Here is a 17,578-nt window from a genome sequence, read left to right as displayed (position 1 = left end):
GGGGCGCACGAAGCAGGCGGTCAGACCAGTTCGGCCGTCAGCGTGATCGTCGTGCCGGTCAGGGCCTGGCTGACCGGGCAGTTCTTCTTTGCGCCCTCGGCCGCCTCCTGGAAGCCGGCCTCGTCCAGGCCGGGGACCTCGCCGCGGACGGTGAGGTGGATGCCGGTGATGCCCTCACCGGGCTGGAAGGTCACGTCGGCCTTGGTCTCCAGGCGGGTGGGCGGGTTGCCCGCGCCGGTGAGGCCGTGGGAGAGCGCCATGGAGAAGCAGCTGGAGTGGGCGGCCGCGATCAGCTCCTCGGGGCTGGTCTTGCCGTTCGCCTGCTCCGCGCGCGACGGCCACGACACCGGCTGCGAACCGATGCCGGAGGAGTCGAAGGTGACGGTGCCGGTGCCCTTGAGCAGCTCGCCTTCCCAGACGGTGTGTGCGGTGCGCGTGGTGGCCACGGTGAGTCCTTTCTGTGGGTCATGATGCCGGAGTCCCGTCGCCGGGTTCCGTGCCCCCATCCGATCACACTCCGGCGGGTCCGAGGCTCATCTCACCCTGAACACCGGCCCCCGCGCGGTGAACGGCAGGCGAGCACCTTGTGGAATCAGATACGCGTGCTCCCGCCGCACCCGCAGCACGTCGCACCAGCCGTCCGTGATGACGAGGACCGGCGCGCGCGGCGGGAAGTCCTCGGCGCGGTGCAGCAGATCGACGCCCGGCTGCAGCTCCGTACCGCCGCGCCCACGCACCCGCACCCGCCCGGCGATCTCGGTGACCGGCACGAACCCCGCGTCGTGCGGAGCCGCGTCGCAGAAGACGACCCGGGCGGCCGGTACGTCACGGGCCGCGGCGTACGAGGCGATCGCGCCCAACGCCTTGCCGAGCAGCGTGCGGTCCATGGAGGCGGAGGTGTCGAGCACGACGCCGAAGGTGCAACGGGCGATCTCCTCGGGCGGGAAGTACCGTCCGGCACGCGGGATGTCGGGGGTGGCGGACTGACGGCGCGAAGGGCGCGCGTAGGTCCGTACGGCCTGCGGGCGGGGCACGAACTCGTCGAACCAGCGCGCGAGTTGCGCGTCCCAGGGCAGGGGCGGATGACTGAGGGCGCGGATCTCCTCGACCAGACCGGCGGGCAGCAGGCCGCGTTCCTGCCGCTCGTGCAGATCGAAGCCCCGGGCGAGGCCCCGGCGGTAGAACTCGTCGAGGTCGACGTAGTCGCGCGGCGAGCCGAGCGGGCCGCCGAGGATGTCACCGGCGCCCTTTCCGCGCAAGGTGGCGAGCCGGCGCATCCGGCGCAGGTCGCCGGCAATCCGGTCGTAGACCTCCTCGGCCGACAGCCCGGACAGCTCGGGGTCGTACAGCAGCCCCTCGGGCATCGTGCCGACCCGCATCTCGCGCAGCCAGTCGTTGATGACGTAGTCGGCGGCGATGTTGAACAGATACGGGTCGCGGGTGCCGCAGCGGTCGCCGTGGCGCAGGGCGGCATGCAGCATCTCGTGGGCGAGGATGAAGCGCCACTCCTCGTCGTCGAACTGGCGCAGCGGGTTGATGTAGATCTCCCCCGCCTGCGCGTCGACGGCCGCGATGGAGATGCCGTGGGCGTGAGCGAGTTCGACGTCGGCGACGACGCGGATACCGGCCGCGATGCCGCCGAGCAGCGGGTAGGAGGAGATGAACCAGCTCAGCGCCTTCTCCCAGGGCCGCCTGAGGGTCGGCTCGTCGTCCAGGGACGCGCGGCGTCCCCCTGCCATGTCCATCGCGGCGGACATCGTGCGGGTGAGGGCGTGCGCGAAGGCGAGCTGCCAGTCCGTGGGCGTACCGCGCCACTTGGGCCAGGACAGCAGGAACTGGTCGGGCTCGCCACCGGCCGTCCCGCAGCGCGCGTACGCCGCCGGGAGCCCGTCCCGGCGCCAGCGGGCGGCGAGGCGCTCCTCGTCGCCGTCCGGGTAGCGGGCGGGCAGGTTCTCGGGCGTCAGGCCGACGGGGAAGGTGAGCAGGAACCGGTTGACGGCGACACAGCGGGCGGCGAGGTCGAACCGGTCGGGCTGGGTCCGCACGCCCTGCGCCGCCGGGACGTGCCCGAAGCCCAGGTGGACGGCGGCGTGGGCGATGGCCCAGGCCCAGGCGTCGGGGGCGGCGAGCCGGTCGGGGTGCGCGTGCAGCACGCCCTCGGAGTCGACCCGGACGAGGCCTTCCCGGGGCGCGAGATCGCACTTCTCCTTGCGGCAGACGCTGAACCCGACCGCCCGCAGCGCCGCGTTGTACCGCACGGCGTCCAGCCCGGCCTCGAACGCCTCACCGGCGAGGTCGCGCTTCGTCTTCTTTCCGCCCTGCCGCCTGCCGCCGGCCGTGCTCACCGGCGGGCCTCCACCAGCCGGGGCATGTCGCGGGCCGCCTCGACCAGGAACCACGCGGGCAGCACGGGATTGCCGTCGGTGTCGTCGGCGATGACGGTCTGGGCGACCTCGACGGAGATCTCCGCGAGCCGCACCAGCAGGGACTTGGCGCGGTACGCGGTCTGCCGCCCGTTCGCCGACATGTGCTGCTTGCTGACCGGCAGTTCCTTGATCAGCCGGCCGCGGAAGGAGTCGGCGAGGTAGTACAGCAGGTCGCGGTCCTCCAGACGGTGCGGCCAGCCGGCCTCGCCCTTGAGGATCGCCTCGATACCGAACCGGCTGCGCACGATCTTGACGTAACCGCAGAAGGCCACCGCGTGCGCGGGCGTCAGCGTGCCGTGCGCCAGGACCTTCAGGGTCTCCTCGTCGAGGTCGCGCCCGAAGGAGTGCAGCGCGTCGGAGAGCATGTGCCAGGAGCGGGGTGTCGAGAACGGCTCCTCGCTCTTCGGCGGCTTCGACCACAGGTGGTCCGGGCGGTCGGTGAGGTGGTCCAGGATCCAGGGGTGGATGCCGTTGTCCTCCGCCCACACCAGCCAGTCCTTGGCCGACGCCTGGAGGTGGACGTGGGTGAGACGGTTGACCAGCGCGGAGGCGATGGGACGGGCGAGGGCGTTGTCGGTGGCCCGGTTGCCGGCGCCGATGACGATCGAGCCCTTCGGCAGCTCGTAGGCGCCGATACGGCGGTCCAGGATCAGCGAGTAGAAGGCCTTCTGCACATCCGGGGTGGCCGCGTTCAACTCGTCCAGGAACAGGCAGTACGGCTCGTCGCGGGCGATCGCCTCCGGCGGGCAGAACACGGAGCGGCCGTCACGGATCTGCGGCACGCCCATCAGGTCCTCCGGCGCGAGCTGCGTACCGAGGAGGCTCACGCACGTAAGGCCCAGCGACTCGGCGAAGTCCCGTACGAGGGAGGACTTTCCGATGCCGGGGGCGCCCCAGACGAAGACGGGGCGGACGGTGGCGAGGCCGAGCAGCAGCTCGGGGATACGGGAGGGGGTGACGGTGACGGCTGCCTGCAAGGCGTGGGCTCCAGGGGTTTGGTCCTGCGGACGTTGCGGACAGTGTGGGTGACCGCTTCGCTGGAGCGCAGCCGAATTTTTTGTGGGCCGGGGCGCCTATGCCTCTGCCGGGTTCTGTTCGGGGGCGGGTGCGGGTTCGTCGTGGCCGGTCGCGCAGTTCCCCGCGTCCCTGAGGGGCGCGCTGCCGTGGGCCAGGGGTACTTGGGGGCCGTTCGCCTCCCGTAGCCATCTTCTGAGTATCCGGTGGATGTGCTCCGCGCCGACCAGGTCCTCGTCCTGGTCCACCGGCTCGGAGAGGGCCAGGGGGGACATCAGGAAGGGGCGGGACTGGCAGCCGCCCAGGCCTCCGTGGGAGCCGATCTGTTCCTCGAAGGCGAGGACCTCGCCTTCGGTGGGGTCGTACCAGGAGTTGACCATGATGTCGGCGGTGTGGGGGAAGCCGTGGGTGCGGCGTACGGCTTCGGCGGCGCCGGGGCCGAAGTCGGCCAGGGGGCCCGGGTGTTCGTCGCTGAGTTCGTCGATCGGGATCTCCGCGCCGTGCGCGCCGAGGACGACGCCGCCGTGCTCCTCGCTGCGCACGAGGACGAACCCGATGCCGGGGTGGTTGGCGAGGGTGGAGAGCAGGGCGGGGTGGCGGGCGTCGATCTCCTCGCGGCTCATCCGGTGGGAGACGTCCGGGAAGGAGACGAGGCCCAGGTTGCCGGAGGCCAGGGTGATCGGCTCGGAGCGGCGGGTGGGGCGGTACTCCTCGACGCCCTCCTCGACGGGGATGCGCAGCGCGGCCCGGACCGCCGCACGGGCCTCGGCGCCGCTGTGGGTGCGCTGGGCGCGGCGCGGGACGGGCAGGCCGCAGCCGGCGCGGACCAGGTCGCCGAGGGTGAGGCCGTAGCGGCCGAGGAAGGTCTCGCCGGGGGTCTGGCCGTGGTCGGAGAGGAGAACGATCCGGTAGGCGCGCGGGGCGTGTTCGGCGACCTGGGCGATCAGCGCGAGGGAACGGTCGAGGCGTTCGAGGACCTTCGCGGCGTCCCGGCTGTGCGGGCCGGAGTGGTGGGCGACCTCGTCGTACGCCACCAGGTCCGCGTAGATCGCCGCGCGGCCCGCGAACATGTCCCCGATCACCGCGGAGACCACCACATCGCGCTCGATGACGGTCGCGAAGGCACGGATGAACGGGTAGAGGCCGCCGCGCGCGACGCGAGGCCGCTGCTGGGCGAACCGGGCCCGGGTGGACTGGCCGATCTCCCGCACGACGTCGGCGACGAAGGACATGGCGGTGCGGACGGCGTTGGCCGGGTCGGAGAAGTAGGCGAAGTACCCCGCCCGGGACCGGTTCCGGCGCCCTCGGCGGGCCGCCATCGACAGGACGAGAGCGAGTTGCTCGGCGCCGCCGCTGAAGAGATTGCCGCGGCTGGCGCCGTCGACGGTCAGCAGACCGCCGTCGCCGGTGCGGTCGACGGCCCGGCGCTGGAGTTCCGCGGCGCTGGAGGGCCGGTTGCAGACCATCACCTCCCGGGTGTCCTTCTCGTACCAGCGGAAGGCCGGCACATCGTGGTTGGTGCCGTGCAGGATGCCGAGCTGGCTGGCGCCGGTCTGGCTGGACCAGTCGGTGCGCCACGGGGTGAGCCGGTGCGTGGGCCGGGGGCGGGCGGTGCCGGCCGACGCGGGCGGCGGCGCGAGGCCCAGCCACTCGGCCACGGTCGGCATCAGCCCCTTCTCCGTCGCCGCCTCCAGCACGTCGTGGCCGACGCCGTCGAGCTGGAGGAAGACGGTGCCGGGTCCGGCGGGCCCCGGGCGGCCTTCGGCGTGCCTGCGGCGGCGGTCGGCCAGACGGTACAGCCGGCGTCGGTAGGCGTCGTCGTCCCGCACGGCGAGGGCACCGCCGGTGGCGGAGGCGACGGCGGACATCACCGCGGCGACGACCACGGCGGTCTCGGGCGCGGCCGCGCCCTGGCCGGAGGGGTTGAGCCGCAGGGCGAGGAGGAGCAGGGAGCCGTTGAGGAAGAAGACGAGCAGGCCGAGGACGAGCGCCGGGACCAGCAGCAGGGCCCGCACCAGCAGCGGCCACACGAGCGAGGACAGCAGACCGAACGCGCCGGCGCCGAACGCCGCGGTCACGGCGATCTGTGTGGCGCTCTCATCGCTCTCGGACCGGAGCCGGAAGTCGGGCAGCGCGCCCGCGAGCACGAGCATGGTCAGCGTGGACACCGCCCAAACGGCGAGCATGCGCCAGATCCCGCTCAGCACCCTCCGCCAACGACCACCGCCCACGTTCTGGCCACCTTTACCGTCACGATCCTGGGGTCAGCCTGTCATAGGGGGTGGGGGCGCCGGGGTGGCACTGCGGGGTGGCACGGGGGCACGGCTCGGGGAGGGGCGGGCAGGGGCCGAGGCTTGCCGTGCGTCGCGGGCCGCGGGTCACCGGTGGCTGGTCGCGCAGTTCCCCGCGCCCCTGAAGGGGCGCTCAGCGGCCGTCGTAGCCCGCCGTCGGCATCGACAGGCGGCGGTGGACGTGGGCCTTCATCTGGGCGTCGTAGGCGGGTTCGGCGTGGCCGACGGTCTCGACGCGGATGCCGCGTCGGGCGCACTCGGCGGTGAAGTCGTCGACGGAGGCCAGGGCGCGTTCCAGGACGCGGCGGCTGGGGGCGACGAAGAGATCGACCAGGCCGGCGTCGACATCGGCCCAGAGGGCGCAGTGATCGGGGCGCAGACCGCGTACGAGCAGCTCGCGCGTCACCACGTAGCCGCGCTCGGCCGCCCAGCGGGCGCACATGGCGTGCTGGCTGCGGGAGTCGACCAGGAAGGGATCCGCCTCCAGCTCCTCCAGCGGCGTCAGGCTCGCTATCGCCGCGACGCGCACCACGGCGCCACGTCCCGCCGGGCCGCGTCCCGCCGCGCCCCCCGCCACCGCGCCGCGTCCATGAGCGGCGTCCTGGCACGCCACGCCGGAGGCACCGCTCCTGTCTCCCTTGTCTCCCATGCTGTTCCCCCCTCCCCCGGGTCCGCGCCCCGTCCTGCGGAGCGAACCGCGGACGCCGGAACCGGCATGCCCGTCCACGGCATGATCCGCCGGACGGGCTCAGGCCGCAGACCCTACTCCAGCCCGTAGGCTCGGGGGAGTAGCGCGGAGGAGGCGAACGGAGTGCCGGTGGAGATCACCTGGTGGGGTCATGCGACCTGCACCGTGGAGGACTCGGGAACGAGGGTGCTGACGGACCCCCTGTTCGCGCGCCGGCTCGCGCATCTCAGAAGGCGCCGGGGCGCGCCCCCTCCGCCGGAGGCCGCGGTCGCGGACGTCGCGCTGGTGTCGCATCTGCACGCCGATCATCTGCATGTCCCCTCCCTGGCGCGGCTCGCCCCGGGGACCCGGGTCGTGGTGCCGAAGGGCGCGCCGCGCCAGGTGCCGGGGTTGCGCAGGCTGGCGCATCTGCGGCTCTCCGAAGCGGTGCCCGGGGACCAGGTCAGGGTCGGTGACCTGGTCGTACGCGTTGTCTCCGCCCGGCACGACGGACGGCGGCTGCCGGTCGGGCCGCATCGTTCGCCCGCCCTCGGCTTCGTCGTCGAGGGCGAGGCGCGGACGTACTTCGCCGGGGACACCGGCCTGTTCGAGACGATGTCCAAGGAGGTCGGGCCGGTCGACGTGGCGCTGCTGCCGGTCGGCGGCTGGGGGCCGTACCTCGGCGAGGGGCATCTGGACGCGGGGCGCGCGGCGGAGGCGCTTGCGCTGCTCGCGCCCCGGAGCGCGATTCCGGTGCACTACGGCACGTACTGGCCAATCGGCATGGACGCCGTGCGCCCCCATGAATTCCACGCCCCCGGCGAGGAGTTCGTGCGCCTGGCCGCCGCACGGGCTCCTGAGGTGGCCGTGCACCGGCTGGGGCACGGGGAGAGCGTACGACCGGGGGTGGCGCGATGAGACGCCCGCCGACGCGGGTCACCGAGGTCGCGAGGGAGGCTCGGTGATCGTCCTGGCCGCCGTGAGCACCCCCGTGCCGTACGCGTCCACCCAGCAGGCGATCGGCTACCCCACGCTGTTCCTGCTGGTGCTGCTCGGAGCGCTGGTGCCGGTGGTGCCGACCGGGGCACTGGTCAGTTCGGCGGCCGTGGTGGCGTTCCATCAGACGGCGCCGCTCTCACTGCTGATGGTGTTCGTGGTGGCGTCGGTCGCCGCGTTCCTCGGGGACATCGCGCTGTACTGGCTCGGGCGGCGCGGGATGGGTTCCAAGAACGGTTCGCGCTGGCTGGAGGCGATCCGCCGCCGGGCGCCGGAGGACCGGCTGACCCAGGCGCAGGCCAAGCTCGACGACCACGGGGTGGCCGTACTGGTGCTGTCCCGGCTGATGCCGGCCGGGCGTATCCCCGTGATGCTGGCCTGTCTGCTGGCGAAGATGCCCTTGCGGCGGTTCGCCCGGGGGAACCTGCCGGCGTGCCTCGCGTGGGCCGTGACGTACCAGTTGATCGGCATCCTGGGCGGGTCCCTGTTCAAGGAGCCGTGGGAAGGAGTGCTGGCGGCCGTCGTGTTGACGGTGCTGATCAGTGTGGCGCCGAGCCTGTGGCGCCGCGTCGTCCGCTGAGAGTCGTCGGTCAGTCCAGTACGCGGGAGCCGCCGATCGGCAGGTCCCACAGGTGCTCGCGCGGCAGTCCGGCCGCCTGCCACGCCGCCCGCACCCTCCGCAGGGGTTCGAGGACCGGTTCGGCCGACAGGACGAAGGTGGCCCAGTGCATGGGGGCCAGGTGGCGGGCGCCGAGGTCCTGAAAGGCGCGGACCGCCTCCTCCGGGTCGCAGTGCACGTCGCTCAGCCACCAGCGGGGGTCGTAGGCGCCGATGGGCAGCAGGGCGACGTCGATGCCGGGGTGGCGGCGGCCGATGAGGGAGAACCAGTGGCCGTAGCCGGTGTCGCCGGCGAAGTAGACACGCCTGCCGTCGGGGGCCGTGAGGACCCAACCGCCCCACAGGGAGCGGCAGGTGTCGGTGAGGGTGCGCTTGGACCAGTGGTGGGCCGGTACGAAGTCGAAGCGCACGCCGTCGAGTTCGGCCGCCTCCCACCAGTCCAGCTCGGTGACCCGGTCGAACCGGCGCCGCCGGAACCAGCGGCCGAGCCCGGCGGGCACGAACACCGGGGTCTCGCGCGGGAGTCTGGCCAGGGTGGGGGCGTCGAGGTGGTCGTAGTGGTTGTGGCTGATGACGACCGCGTCCACGCGGGGCAGCGCGTCCCAGTCGACGCCCACGGGGGTGATCCGTGCCGGGGTGCCCAGGATGCGGCGGGACCAGACGGGGTCGGTGAGGACGGTCAGCCCGCCGATCCGCACCACCCAACTCGCGTGCCCCGCCCAGGAGACGGCCACGGTACGGGCGTCCACCCTCGGCAACGGGCCCGGCTCGTACGGCAGTCGCGGGACGTCGGCGAGCCCGTCGGCCCCGGGCCGTACCGAGCCCTCCCGGGCGAACCGCGCGAACGCCTTCAGCCCGGGGAGGGGCGTGGTGAGCCGGTCGGCGAACGACCGCGGCCAACGGCGCGGCTCACCGAGCGGGCGGGGCTCCGCGAGCGGCGGGAGGGGTGTCGTGGTGGAGGTGGTGCAGGTGGTCGTGGAGGTAGTGCAGGTGGTCGTGGAGGTGGTGGCGGTGGAGGTGGTGGTCGACTCGGAGGGGAGGGTCATCGCAGGTCCTCGAAGGTCGCGCCGAGGTGGGCCAACGCCCTTTCCACATGCGGGAGTTCCAGGGGATCCGGCGCGGCCAGGGCCTGGGCGCGCTCCGTGTCGGTGGTGCCGAGGAACGCCTCGGTGGACAGCCGGACGCGCAGCGCCCCGAGGTCGTCCCCGAACCGGTGACCGCCGGGCGCGGGCATCCCGAGCCGGTCGGTGAGGAAGTCCTCCGCCTCCTGGGCGTCACCGACGCCGTACCCGGCGAGGGTCGAGCGCAGCGGGGCGAGGTCGGCGTACAGATGCCGCCCGGCGCGCGGCGGCAGGGCGAGCGCCCCGGCGGCCACCACGGCCCGGTGCGCGGCGTCGGCGAGACGCGCGTGCAGGCGTACGGCGGTGGCGAGCCGTTCGGTGACGGGGGCGGGCTCGTCGAGGGCGTGGGCGGCGGCCGCCGCGACCGGGGTGGCGACCCGGGCGCCCAGCGCGGTGAGCACGTCCAGGACCCGGTCGCGCAGCCCCGTACCGCCCCCGTTCCCCGGGAAGCGGGCGACGGCGGCCGGCCAGCCGGCCGGCAGGAAGGCGCCGGCGAGGTCGGCGACGACGGTGACCCGGTCCGGCACCATCTCGGCGGGGCTGAACAGCACGGTGTCGTGCGGGTCGTGCACGGTGTCGCGCCAGGTCTCGTCGCTGACCAGGTGCAGCCCCTCCCCCAGGGCCGCCTCCATGGTCTCGTGCACCAGTTCGGGCGGGGCCACGGTCGCGGTCGGGTCGTCGGCGACGCACAGCACGAGCAGCCGGGGATCGCCTCCCTCGGCCCGGATCCTGCGGACGGTCTCCAGGAGCGCGTACGGGTCCGGCACACCCCCGCACTCGGCGGGCGTGGCCACGTGGAAGACGGATCTCCCGAGCGCCCGCGCCTGTGGCTCCCACCAGGCGGCACACGGCCGCGGCAGCAGCACGTCGCCGCCGATCGCGGCGGTCAGGGCGAGGAGCAGGGCGGGCGCGCCGGGGGCGGCGAGGACCCGGTCCCGGGTGGTGGCCAGTCCGCGCCGGTCCCAGTAGCCGCAGGCGGCGTCCAGGAGGGCGGGATCACCACCGAGCGGGACGGGGTCGGGGCGGCCCGCCGCGGCGGACAGGACGGTGGCCAGTTCGGGCAGGACGGGCAGTCCCTGGGCGGGAAGGGGCGGGCCGTAGCGGACCGGACCATGTCCTTCCGGATCCGTCCGCCGCATATGTGCCTCCGCCCGCTCCTGGTGCGTGGCCCGGCGCTCACCCCTCCGGGATCGCTCCGGGATGTCGATGGTGCTCCCTCGTGCGTCGGGGTGCGTCGGCGTGCCGTGTCGAACACGGTAGGCGTCGCGCGCACCCTCGGCCTGTCAGTACCCAGGCTCACGCGCCCCATGGGCCCCGGCACGGGTTGCGCCGGTCACACGCTCACGGCGTCCAACGGTTCCGGCGGCGCAGCCGGTGCACGGCCGCGCCGAGCGCTCCCGCGACGAGGAGGCCACCGGCGACCATGGCGGGGACGGAGTCGGTGAAGGCACCGCCGTCGCCCGCGTGGACGCCCCGCTGGACCGGGGCCGGTTGGTAGGTGGAGTCGTGGGAGGGCTGGTGCGTGGGCTGATGGGTCGGCTGGTGCGAGGGCTGGTGGCTCGGCTGGTGGGTGGACCAGGACTGGTCGCCGCCGACGGAGACGTCGAACGCGGCGCTCCACTGTTTGCCCTCGCCGCCAGGGGCCCCGGGGCACGTGCCGTCGATGCCCCACTCGGTGGCCGGGGCCGCCGCGTCGACGCCGGTCTCGAAGTCGGCGGCGGGCGCGATCTTCGCCGTGCCCTGGTAGGAGGGGCCGGCGGCGGAGTCGCCGTCGCCCGGGAGGCGTTGCAGCGTGACGGTGCCCTGTTCGAACGCCTGTGAGCTGGCGTCGATGGTCTCGGGGGCGGTGCCGCCGGTCGGGTCGCAGGCGACGGAGAAGGTGAGTGTGCCGCCCGGTTCGACGGACTGCGGGTTCACCTCGGCCGCGGGATCCGCGTGGGCGATCGGGGCGGCGGCGCCCAGGACGACGCCGATCAGGGCGGTGGCGGACAGGACACGGGCTCTGCGGCGCGTGGGCGGGCGCGTGGGCGGGGGCATGGATGGGACTCCTTCGGCCGGCTCCGGCGGGGGTGGGGGCACGACCGCCGTGCCCCGCGTCCATCAGAGCGCCGAGCCCGGCGGGGCGCGCGCCGCCGGGCACCATTCGCGGGACACGGAGGGCCGACCGGGTGACGGTTCGCTCCGCTGGGTTCAGCCGGTGGGCGCCGGGGCGGTGGGGTTGGTTGTCAGCTGCGGGTTCGTCGTGGCCGGTCGCGCAGTTCCCCGCGCCCCTTTGGGGCGCGATGCTGTTCGACTCAGTCGGAGTCGTGGCCGGTCGCGCGGTTCCCCGTGCCTCTGACGGGGCGCAGTGCTGTTCGGCTCAGTCGGAGAGGGAGACCAGTTCCTTTTCCAGGCCCCTGCCCCGCTTCTCCACCACCGCCGACGCGACGTCCGCGAGTTTGCGGTTGGTGCCCTGGGAGATGCGGCGCAGGACGGTGAACGCGGCGTCCGCGTCGCAGCCGAGGACGTGCATGACCATGCCGCAGGCCTGGTCGACGACGGGGCGGGAGCGCAGGGCGGCGCCGAGCTGGTCGAGTTCGGTGAGGGCGGCCCGGTAGGAGAGGTCGCGGACGATGCAGGTCGCCGCGAGGTCGCCGAGGGCGCGGGCCGGGCCGTGCGGGGCGTCCTCCAGAGCGTGGGGGCGGAAGCTGTAGAGGCTGAGGGTCACGGTGAGCCCGGAGCGCCTGAAGGGGAGCGTGATACTGGACCGTACGCCCGCGTCGAGGGCCACCGCCCGGTACTCCGGCCAGCGTTCCTCCCGCAGCAGATCGGCGGAGTCGACGGGTTCACCGCGTTCCAGCGCGGCCGGGAGCGGTCCGTGGCCCGAGCGCAGTTGGACGGCGACGAGTCCGGCGAGGTCGGGGTGGGTGACCGCGGCGGGCCGCTCGGTGCCGCTGTCGGACACCATGCCGCTGGCGCCGCAGCAGTCCTGGGTGCAGCGGGCGGCCTGCTCGACGAGTTCGGAGAGCCTCCTGCCCGGATGTGCGGATTCCGCCGACTCCCGGCCCACACGGCCGAGTTGTTCGCTTTCCGGCATGATGCACGCCTCCTCCTCCGATCGCTTTCCCGCGCACCCGCGCGGAAAACGAATCTTCGGCTTTCGGTCCGGCCGTGCCCTCACCGCCTGTCAGGCGCTACGTTCGTCGCATGACGCAGACGGACGAATTCGGTGAAGAACTCGCGGATTTCGTACGCCGTGTCGCTGAGCTCAAGGCAGCACGCTCGGTACCGACGGGAGATCTCCCGACGGTCCTCGACGCGGCCTTCTTCGAACTCGACCATGTCGCGGACCAGTTGTGGCCGTGGTACGAGCGGCTGACCGCCTCGGGGCCGGTCGGCGGCACCTCGTCCGCCGCGCAGGAACACCAGCTGCTGAAGACCGTGTTCCAAAGTCTGCCGCTGCCGGTGGTGTTGGTGGACCGCGAGACGGTGGTGCGGCGCCTCAACCGGGCCGCGACCGCCTTCACCGGCGTACAGTCCGGTTATGCGACGGGCCGCCCGCTCAGCGGTTTCCTCGCCCATTCCGACCGGGGCGCGTTCCGGTCCCAGGCGGCCGCCGTGGCCCGGGACGAGGGGGACCGCAGTCTCACTGTCCATCTGCAGCAGCGCCCGTCGTTGCCGGTCCGCGCCACGCTCACCAAGCTGCGCCCCGGCAGCGGCGAGCCGCGCAACACGGTCCTGGTCGTCCTCCAGCCGGCCGGGCACCGGATGCCGACCGTCGAGCCGCTGCGGCCGTTGCCCAATCTCACCGAGACCACCCGTCACGCGGCCCTGATGGACCTCGTCGACGCGATGACCACAGCCCTGCTGACGGCGCCCGCCGGCGCGGCCCTCGACCGTGCGGCCCGTGTCCTGCACGGCCGCTTCGCCGACTGGGTGGTCGCCGACACGACGACCCCCGGCCTCGTGCGCTCGACGGTGCTGGCCCCTTCGGAGGAGGCGGCGAAGCTCCTGGTGTCCCAGGACCCCGCCACCTGTCCCCTCGTCGTCACGGCGGCCCGAGGCGGCTCCCCCGCTCTCCAGATCCGCCCCGCCGACCCGGCCGCCTTCGGCCACGACGGCTCCGGGGCCCCGGTCCTGGTGACGGCCGACGTGACCTCCCTGCTAGCGGTGCCGCTGGCGCTCCCGGAAGGCCCGGTCAAGGGCGTCCTGACCCTCTTCCGCTCAGGCGCCCGCCTGGCCTTCTCGATGGCCGAGGCCCAGGCGATGGACACGATGTCCCGCCACATAGCCCTGGCAATGGAAACCCGGGCCCCGTAGGCAGCGCCCCGTAAGGGGCGCGGGGAACTGCGCGACCAGCCACGACGGACCCGCAGCCGACAGCGCACCCCACCCCCACGGCGCCCCCGGCCCACCCGGCGGAGCTACACCGCGTCCTTCATCACCTGGTCCCGCAGCCGATCACAGCACCGGCTGATCAACCGCGACACATGCATCTGCGAGATCCCCAGCTGTTCGGCGATCCGGCTCTGCGTCATGTCGCCGAAGAACCGCATGTAGAGGATCGCCCGCTCCCGCTCCGGCAGCGCGGCCAGCCGGGGCTTGACGGCCTCCCGGTCCACCACCGTGTCCAGCGCGGGATCGGCCGACCCCAGCGCGTCGCTCAGCGAGTAGCCGTCCTCGCTCCCCGGCAGCTCCGCGTCCAGCGACAGCGCCGTGAAACTCTCCAGGGCCTCCAGTCCGACCTGGACGTCCTCCTCGCTCATGTTCGCGTGTGCCGCGATCTCCGCGACGGTGGGCCGCCGCCCGGAGATCGTCTGGGACAGGTCCTGACTGGCGAACCGCACGCGGTTGCGCAGGTCCTGGACCCGGCGCGGCACGTGCAGGGTCCACATGTGGTCCCGGAAGTGCCGCTTGATCTCGCCGGTGACGGTGGGTACGGCATAGCTCTCGAAGGCGTTGCCCAGCTCGGGGTCGTAGCGGTCGACCGCCTTGACGAGGCCGAGCGAGGCCACCTGACGGAGGTCGTCGTAGCTCTCGCCCCGGTTGCGGAACCGGCCCGCGAGCCGTTCGGCCATGGGGAGCCACGCCTCGATGATCTGCTCACGCAGGGTGTCCCGCTGTTGACCGGGCGGAAGCGCGGCCAGCTGGCGGAAGGCCTCGGCGGTGTCGGGGGCGTCGTCGTGCGGATGGTGCTTCTTCGCCTGGGTACGCATGGTGCGTCGCAACTCCCTGGAAGGTGCCTCTGGGATGGACGGTCACCGTGGGGGCGCGGACGTGCTCATGGACAGCACACCCGTGAGCGAGAGATCGCCACTTCCACGGACGTGCCTCCTGTCCGAAGCACTGTTATGCGCCTGCCCCGGATCATGCTCGGCAAACACATTCGGGGTTTTCCATTCCGCCCGCGGGTGACTCGCTCGGGAGATCACACCCCGGGAGGTCCAGTATGAGCACCACCGTCGCCGATCACATCTTGCGGAGGCTGCGCGAATGGGGAGTCGAACAGGTATTCGGTTACCCAGGGGACGGCATCAACGGGCTGCTCGCGGCCTGGGGCCGGGCCGAGGACCAGCCGCGGTTCATCCAGTCCCGGCACGAGGAGATGTCCGCGTTCCAGGCGGTCGGGTACGCCAAGTTCTCCGGTCGGCTCGGGGTGTGCGCGGCGACTTCGGGTCCGGGCGCGATCCATCTGCTCAACGGCCTGTACGACGCCAAGCTGGACCATGTGCCGGTGCTGGCGATCGTCGGCCAGACGCACCGCAGCGCGATGGGCGGCTCCTACCAGCAGGAGGTCGACCTGCACACCCTGTTCAAGGACGTGGCCTCGGACTTCGTCGAGACGGTGACCGTGCCCGAGCAGCTGCCGAACGTCCTCGACCGGGCGATCCGCACGGCGTACGCCCGCCGCGCGCCGACGGCCGTCATCATCCCCGGTGACGTGCAGGAGCTGGAGTACTCGGCGCCGACCCACGACTTCAAGATGGTCCCGTCCAGCCTGGGCGGCGAGGCCTGGACGGCAGTGCCGTCGACCGAGTCGGTGGAGCGGGCCGCCGAGATCCTGAACGCCGGCGACAAGGTCGCGATCCTCATCGGGCAGGGCGCCGCCGGGGCCCGCGCCGAGGTGGCCCGGATCGCCGAACTGCTCGGCGCGGGTGTCGCCAAGGCGCTCCTCGGCAAGGACGCGCTGAGCGACGAGCTGCCGTACGTCACCGGCTCGATCGGGCTGCTGGGCACGCGCCCCTCGTACGAGCTGATGCGGGACTGCGACACCCTGCTGACGATCGGCTCGTCGTTCCCGTACTCGCAGTTCCTGCCGGACTTCGGCAAGGCGCGGGCCGTGCAGATCGACATCGATCCGCACATGGTCGGGATGCGCTACCCGTACGAGGTGAACCTCGTCGGGGACGCGAAGGCGACGCTGGAGCGGCTGATCCCGCTGATCGATCCGGAGCGGGGTCGCGAGTGGTACGACGAGGTGTGCGCGGGGGTGGCGCGCTGGCGTGAGGTGACGGCGCGCCGGGCGGAGCTGTCGGCCGACCCGATCAACCCGGAGCTGGTGGCCCACGCCCTTGATCCGCTGCTGCCGGACGACGCGATCATCTCCTCGGACTCCGGTTCGGCGGCGAACTGGTACGCCCGGCACATCACCATGCGGGGGCGTATGCGCGGTTCGCTGTCGGGCACGCTGGCGACGATGGGCTGCGGGGTGCCGTACGCCATCGGCGCGAAGTTCGCGCACCCGGACCGGCCGGCGATCGCCCTGGTCGGGGACGGGGCGATGCAGATGAACGGCATGGCGGAGCTGATCACGGCGGCCAAGTACCAGGACCGCTGGGAGGATCCGCGGCTGGTGGTGGCCGTCTGGAACAACCACGATCTCAACCAGGTGACATGGGAGCTGCGGGCGATGGGCGGCGAGCCGTCGTTCCTGCCCTCGCAGGAGCTGCCGGACGTCCAGTACGCCGCCTTCGCGCGCTCGCTGGGACTGACCGGCATCCGGGTGGAGAAGCCCGAGGACGTGGAGGCCGGCTGGCGGGCGGCCCTCGCGGCGGACGGTCCCGCCGTCGTCGAGTTCCTCACCGATCCGGCGGTGCCGCCGATCCCGCCGCACGCGACCTGGGAGCAGATGGAGTCCACGGCCGCGTCGATCCTCAAGGGCGACGCCGACCGGGCGTCCATGGTCAAGCAGGGCTTCAAGGCGAAGGTGCAGGAGTTCCTGCCGGGCACCCGCTCGAAGGACGACGGCCCTTCGTGAGATGCCGGGTCCCCGTGTCGGTGCCGGGCGTTCGGGTACGCGGGGGGCCACCAACCCATCTGGAGGGGAGTCATGCAGCGAGGCAGTGACCGGCTGAGCGCCCACCGCGACGACGAGATGAAGCACGAACTGCAGGGATTGCTCCGTTCGGGGCATCCCACCCGGACGGAGGAGTGGAACGACCCCGAGCCCTACGCCGAGGACGACCCGGAGGTGGCGTACGGGCCGGTGACGCCGAGTCGGGCGCCCGCGCGGGTGGAGGCACTGCGGCTGGACCTGGCCCGGGTCCTGGGCCGTACGTCGTTCCCGGCGGGCCCCGCCGAGCTGATCCGGGTCCTGCGGGACCGGCACGCCCCGGACGGGCTCGTGGCGCCCTTGGAGCGGCTGCCGCACAAGGCGCGCTACGACTCGGTCCACCAGCTCGCGGAGGCCGTGGTCCAGGCGCAGGACGACGACAGCGGTACGACCGGGGAGAGCGGGGGCGGGGCCGCACGGCCTCCGGCGGACACCACGGAATCCGCACATGACGGGGACACATAGGCGCCCTGCGCTCGGGTACTGCGGGCAGGGTCACGCCGACGCGGGCGTGCCCCCCGCGGTCGGGGCGGAGCGACGAAAGGCCGGGAGACCATGGCCGAGTTCGTGAGGGAAGTCATGACGCCAGGGGTGGTGGCGGTCCGCCCGGACGCCTCGCTCGTGGAGGCGGCGCAGTTGATGCGCGCCCAGGACGTCGGGGATGTGCTCGTCGCGGCCGACGGGCACATGATCGGGGTCCTGACCGACCGCGACATCACCCTGCGGGCCGTCGCCGACGGAGCCGACCCGCTGACGGTGAGCGCCCAGGCCGTCTGCACCCCGAACCCGGTCGTGGTCGGTCCGGACGAGGCCGTGTCCGCCGCGGTCGAGCTGATGCGCGACCACGCGATACGCCGGCTGCCCGTCGTGGAGGACGGACACCCGGTGGGCATGGTCAGCCTCGGCGACCTGGCCGTCTCCCAGGACCCCGACTCGCCCCTCGCCCACATCAGCCGAGCGGACCCGGCCCCTTGGCCGGGATCGGCCCCGCTCTCCGGAACCGGCCCGGGCGGGAACCCGCTCCCCAGGGCCGCCCAGGGAACGAACGTGCCCTCCGGGACCGGACCGGGAACGAACGCGATGTCCGCGACCGGACCGAAGACGGCCCCAGCCTCGGGAATCGGCACCGAAGC

At 73.1% G+C, this 17,578-nt stretch carries 15 protein-coding genes and 1 pseudogene; 6 read left to right on the top strand and 10 right to left on the bottom strand.

Annotated elements, in window-relative coordinates; all coding sequences use genetic code 11:
* Positions 1-20: 20 nt before the first annotated feature.
* The 5 genes from PUR53_RS25375 to PUR53_RS25355 form a co-directional block, all read right to left on the bottom strand.
* Positions 21-446, bottom strand: coding sequence for an OsmC family protein (locus PUR53_RS25375; RefSeq protein WP_329895112.1), 426 nt, complete (start codon positions 444-446; stop codon positions 21-23).
* An 87-nt stretch (positions 447-533) separates the two neighbouring features.
* The gene (locus PUR53_RS25370) at positions 534-2,345 is read right to left on the bottom strand and encodes a vWA domain-containing protein (protein ID WP_329909734.1); all 1,812 of its coding nucleotides are present in this window, start codon (positions 2,343-2,345) and stop codon (positions 534-536) included.
* Positions 2,342-3,403 carry an ATP-binding protein gene (locus PUR53_RS25365; protein WP_329895110.1) on the bottom strand — a complete coding sequence of 354 codons (1,062 nt, stop codon included), beginning with the start codon at positions 3,401-3,403 and terminating at the stop codon, positions 2,342-2,344. The genes PUR53_RS25370 and PUR53_RS25365 overlap by 4 nt, the downstream gene beginning before the upstream one ends.
* A gap of 96 nt (positions 3,404-3,499) precedes the next feature.
* Positions 3,500-5,626: a phage holin family protein gene (locus tag PUR53_RS25360; protein ID WP_329895109.1), complete on the bottom strand. Its 2,127-nt coding sequence runs from the start codon at positions 5,624-5,626 to the stop codon at positions 3,500-3,502.
* 238 nt (positions 5,627-5,864) lie between these two features.
* The gene (locus PUR53_RS25355; RefSeq protein ID WP_329895108.1) at positions 5,865-6,380 is read right to left on the bottom strand and encodes a hypothetical protein; all 516 of its coding nucleotides are present in this window, start codon (positions 6,378-6,380) and stop codon (positions 5,865-5,867) included.
* 162 nt (positions 6,381-6,542) lie between these two features.
* On the opposite strand from PUR53_RS25355, the gene PUR53_RS25350 reads away from it, so the two are divergent.
* Positions 6,543-7,316, top strand: a complete 774-nt coding sequence (locus PUR53_RS25350) for an MBL fold metallo-hydrolase (RefSeq protein ID WP_329895107.1) — start codon at positions 6,543-6,545, stop codon at positions 7,314-7,316.
* A 43-nt stretch (positions 7,317-7,359) separates the two neighbouring features.
* Positions 7,360-7,974 carry a DedA family protein gene (locus PUR53_RS25345; RefSeq protein ID WP_329895106.1) on the top strand — a complete coding sequence of 205 codons (615 nt, stop codon included), beginning with the start codon at positions 7,360-7,362 and terminating at the stop codon, positions 7,972-7,974.
* A 10-nt stretch (positions 7,975-7,984) separates the two neighbouring features.
* Here PUR53_RS25345 and PUR53_RS25340 read toward each other — a convergent pair whose 3' ends face one another.
* From PUR53_RS25340 to PUR53_RS25325, 4 genes are all read right to left on the bottom strand, one after another.
* Positions 7,985-9,058, bottom strand: coding sequence for an MBL fold metallo-hydrolase (locus tag PUR53_RS25340; protein ID WP_329909733.1), 1,074 nt, complete (start codon positions 9,056-9,058; stop codon positions 7,985-7,987).
* Positions 9,055-10,272 (bottom strand): aminotransferase class I/II-fold pyridoxal phosphate-dependent enzyme, encoded by a 1,218-nt coding sequence (locus tag PUR53_RS25335; RefSeq protein ID WP_329909732.1) that lies wholly within the window; start codon positions 10,270-10,272, stop codon positions 9,055-9,057. Before PUR53_RS25335 ends, PUR53_RS25340 begins: the two co-directional genes overlap by 4 nt.
* A gap of 202 nt (positions 10,273-10,474) precedes the next feature.
* Positions 10,475-11,170 (bottom strand): PT domain-containing protein, encoded by a 696-nt coding sequence (locus PUR53_RS25330; protein ID WP_329909731.1) that lies wholly within the window; start codon positions 11,168-11,170, stop codon positions 10,475-10,477.
* A gap of 322 nt (positions 11,171-11,492) precedes the next feature.
* Positions 11,493-12,209 carry an ANTAR domain-containing response regulator gene (locus tag PUR53_RS25325; protein ID WP_329895101.1) on the bottom strand — a complete coding sequence of 239 codons (717 nt, stop codon included), beginning with the start codon at positions 12,207-12,209 and terminating at the stop codon, positions 11,493-11,495.
* A 110-nt stretch (positions 12,210-12,319) separates the two neighbouring features.
* Between PUR53_RS25325 and PUR53_RS25320 the strand changes: the two genes are divergently transcribed.
* Positions 12,320-13,432: a PAS domain-containing protein gene (locus PUR53_RS25320; RefSeq protein ID WP_329895100.1), complete on the top strand. Its 1,113-nt coding sequence runs from the start codon at positions 12,320-12,322 to the stop codon at positions 13,430-13,432.
* Positions 13,433-13,536: 104 nt separating this feature from the next.
* Here the strand turns inward: PUR53_RS25320 and PUR53_RS25315 are convergent, their stop codons facing one another.
* Positions 13,537-14,328 (bottom strand): RNA polymerase sigma factor SigF, encoded by a 792-nt coding sequence (locus PUR53_RS25315; RefSeq protein WP_329895099.1) that lies wholly within the window; start codon positions 14,326-14,328, stop codon positions 13,537-13,539.
* Between the two features lie 233 nt (positions 14,329-14,561).
* On the opposite strand from PUR53_RS25315, the gene PUR53_RS25310 reads away from it, so the two are divergent.
* The 3 genes and pseudogenes from PUR53_RS25310 to PUR53_RS25300 all read left to right on the top strand — a co-directional run.
* Positions 14,562-16,370 (top strand): thiamine pyrophosphate-requiring protein, encoded by a 1,809-nt coding sequence (locus PUR53_RS25310; RefSeq protein WP_329895098.1) that lies wholly within the window; start codon positions 14,562-14,564, stop codon positions 16,368-16,370.
* A 72-nt stretch (positions 16,371-16,442) separates the two neighbouring features.
* Positions 16,443-16,910 carry a DUF2795 domain-containing protein gene (locus tag PUR53_RS25305; RefSeq protein ID WP_329909730.1) on the top strand — a complete coding sequence of 156 codons (468 nt, stop codon included), beginning with the start codon at positions 16,443-16,445 and terminating at the stop codon, positions 16,908-16,910.
* Positions 16,911-17,000: 90 nt separating this feature from the next.
* Positions 17,001-17,429: pseudogene (locus PUR53_RS25300) on the top strand (CBS domain-containing protein); the annotation flags it as partial.
* Positions 17,430-17,578 lie beyond the last annotated feature (149 nt).

The sequence above is a fragment of the Streptomyces sp. SP18BB07 genome (assembly GCF_036322545.1).
GTDB lineage: Bacteria > Actinomycetota > Actinomycetes > Streptomycetales > Streptomycetaceae > Streptomyces > Streptomyces deccanensis.
The sequence above is the reverse complement of the archived record's forward strand: the minus strand, read 5'-3'. Positions and strand labels throughout refer to the sequence as shown.